The organism is Streptomyces lushanensis (assembly GCF_001700515.1).
In the GTDB taxonomy this organism is placed as follows: Bacteria; Actinomycetota; Actinomycetes; order Streptomycetales; family Streptomycetaceae; genus Streptomyces; species Streptomyces lushanensis.
Genome location: NZ_MAUD01000109.1, coordinates 1 through 2415 on the forward strand (window position 1 = coordinate 1; position 2415 = coordinate 2415).

Sequence of the window (2415 nt, forward strand, 5' to 3'; positions counted from 1 at the left end):
GATCGCGGCCGTGGCCACCGACGCCTTCCTCAGCGCCACCGGGGCGGCGCCCACGACATCGAGCCGTACGGCGAAGTAGCCGGAGCCTTGGTACGCCTGCCCTGTCGGGTACGTGACGGTCAGCGGCGCCGGGGCTCCGGGGGACGCGGACCCGGTCGGTTCCAGGACGTCCGGCGCGCTTTCCCCGGCGCCCGCCGTCACCGTGGCGCTGCCGCGCCAGCGCACCTCGTCCGGCACGGGAACGGGCACGGCCGCGGGTGCGGGTTCGGGTGCGGACATGGCTCCGGTCCCGGTCCCGGGTGCCGGGCTCGCGTCGTCCCCGGCCGCCGTGGCGAGCAGCCGCTCGACGGTCAGCCGGTGCTGCTCGGATGCCTGGTCCGGGGCGGCCCCGCCGAGCCGCAGTCCCGTCACGCGCAGCGGCCCGGCGGGAGAGCTGCGGGTGCGGGAGGCGCTCGGGCCGAGATCGACGGTCGCCCGGTGGAGCCGCCCGTCGACGGGCACTTGTCCGGCGCTGAGCCGGTACGGGATGCCGTAGCGGTCCTCCACCACCACCAGGAGCGCGGCGACACGTCCGGACGGCGACGCGCCCGCCCTGTCCGGCCCGCCGCCCGAGGCGCCCTTCCCTGCCGTGATCCGTACGTCGAGGCCGAGCCGGCGGATGCCGTCGGGCAGCGTGATCCCGGCGCCGCCGCTCCGGCGCTGGGGTGACGCGTCCTCCCGTACGGGCGCCTCCGGCGGCCCGTCCGCCAGTCCCTCCGACGGTTCGTGCGCCGGTCTCTTTGCCGGTCCGTCCCTCAGTCCGTCCAGCAGGCTCTCCGCGGGCTCGTCGGCGAGATCGGCGCGCAGCAGCATCCGCTCCTCCGCGTGTGCCGTGTCCAGCGCGAGTACGGTCGCCGACAGGCCGCCGGAGAGGCTCGCGTCCGTACGGTGGGCGGGGGCGGCGCCGCGTACCCCCGGCAGCGAGGCGTAGAGACCGGCCTGACCCGGGTCGGCGGGCCTGCCGTCCAGGACGCGTACGGAGGCGCCGGTGGCGAAGTCCGCCTGGTCGCGCTGCGACCGGTCCCAGGACGCGCTCTGGCCGAGGGCGAGCAGGCCCGTCGCCACGGCCAGCACCAGCAGCAGGGCGGGCCCGGCGCCGCGCAGCGACCGGCGGCCGAGGCGGTGGGCCGCCAGCGCGCCGGGCAGTCCACGGCCGCGCGCGGCACGGCGCTCGGCGAGCCGCCCCAGGGGAGGCAGCAGGCGCAACGTGAGCACCGTACCGGCGAGCAGCGCCAGCGCGGGCGCCGCGACGAGCAGCGGATCGATACCGAGACGGCCCGCGCGGTCACTGCCGAGGGCTCCCGCCCCCGCGCCCTCGCCCGTCTGCCGGTCCAACTGCCAGTAGGCCAGGGCCGCGACGAGCAGCAGCCCGACGTCGGCGCCCGCGCGTACGGCCGCGGGCAGGGCGGCGGCCCGGCCACGCGCCCCGGACGACTCGCCCGCCGCGGCGGTCCCGGCGAGGGCGGGCAGGACGACCACCGCCGCGCAGCACAGCGCGACGGCGGCCGAGACCAGCCACACCGGCCAGGCCGGGAGGTCACCGAGCCGGGTCCCGCTGCCGGAACCGTCGTCGCCGAGCGCGGACGGCCGGGCGAACAGCCCGGTGACCGGGGCCGCCAGCAGCGGGGCGCAGAGGGCCGCGGGAAGCGCCAGCAGCAGCGCCTCCGTGGCGGCGAGCGCGGCCAGCCGGGCGCGCGAGGCGCCGCGCGCCCGCAACAGGCCGGTCTCGCCCGCCCGTTCCGTACCGAGCGACCGGGCCACCAGCAGCAGCGTGTACCCGGCGAGCAGCAGCAGTTGCAGCGCGACGGTCACCAGCGTGGAGCGGGAGACGAGCAGCTCCCGCTCGGTCCGGTCGAGCAGGGACGGCAGCGCGGTGGTCACCGTCGCGCGGCCTCCGAGGGCCGGATCCTCGCGCAGCCGCTCGGGGACCCGGGTGGACGCGGTGCGCAGGGCGTCGATCCGGTCGGTGGTGACCGCCCGGAAGTCGGCGGCGGCCAGCCAGCCGGTGGCGGAGCGGGAGACCCGCCCGGTGGCGAGGACGGACGCGTCGGCGAGGAGCGGGCCGTAGGTGGTGAAGTCGACCTCGCGGACACCGCGACCGCCGAGCGCGTCCAGTCGCCAGTACGGGTCGGCGGGGTCGGTGGCCTTGTACACGCCGGTGATCCGTACGGTCAGCCGCCGGTCGTCGGCCAGCCGGTCGGTGAGCGTGAGGCGCGCGCCCGGAGCCAACTCCAGCCGCCGGGCGGCCTCTTCGGGCAGGGCCACGGGGATGCTTCCGGCCGGGCCCGCGCCCGTATCATCCGCTTCCGTGCCGGTATCGGCACCGACGTCCGCACCCACACCCGCCCCCGTACCGGCACCTGCGCCCGGGGCCGC

The 2415-nt window shown here is 78.3% G+C and carries 1 pseudogene; it reads right to left on the reverse strand.

Annotation, left to right across the window (positions count from 1 at the left end):
• Positions 1 to 363 precede the first annotated feature (363 nt).
• Positions 364 to 2415, reverse strand: a pseudogene (locus tag BFF77_RS10340) (FtsX-like permease family protein); the annotation flags it as partial.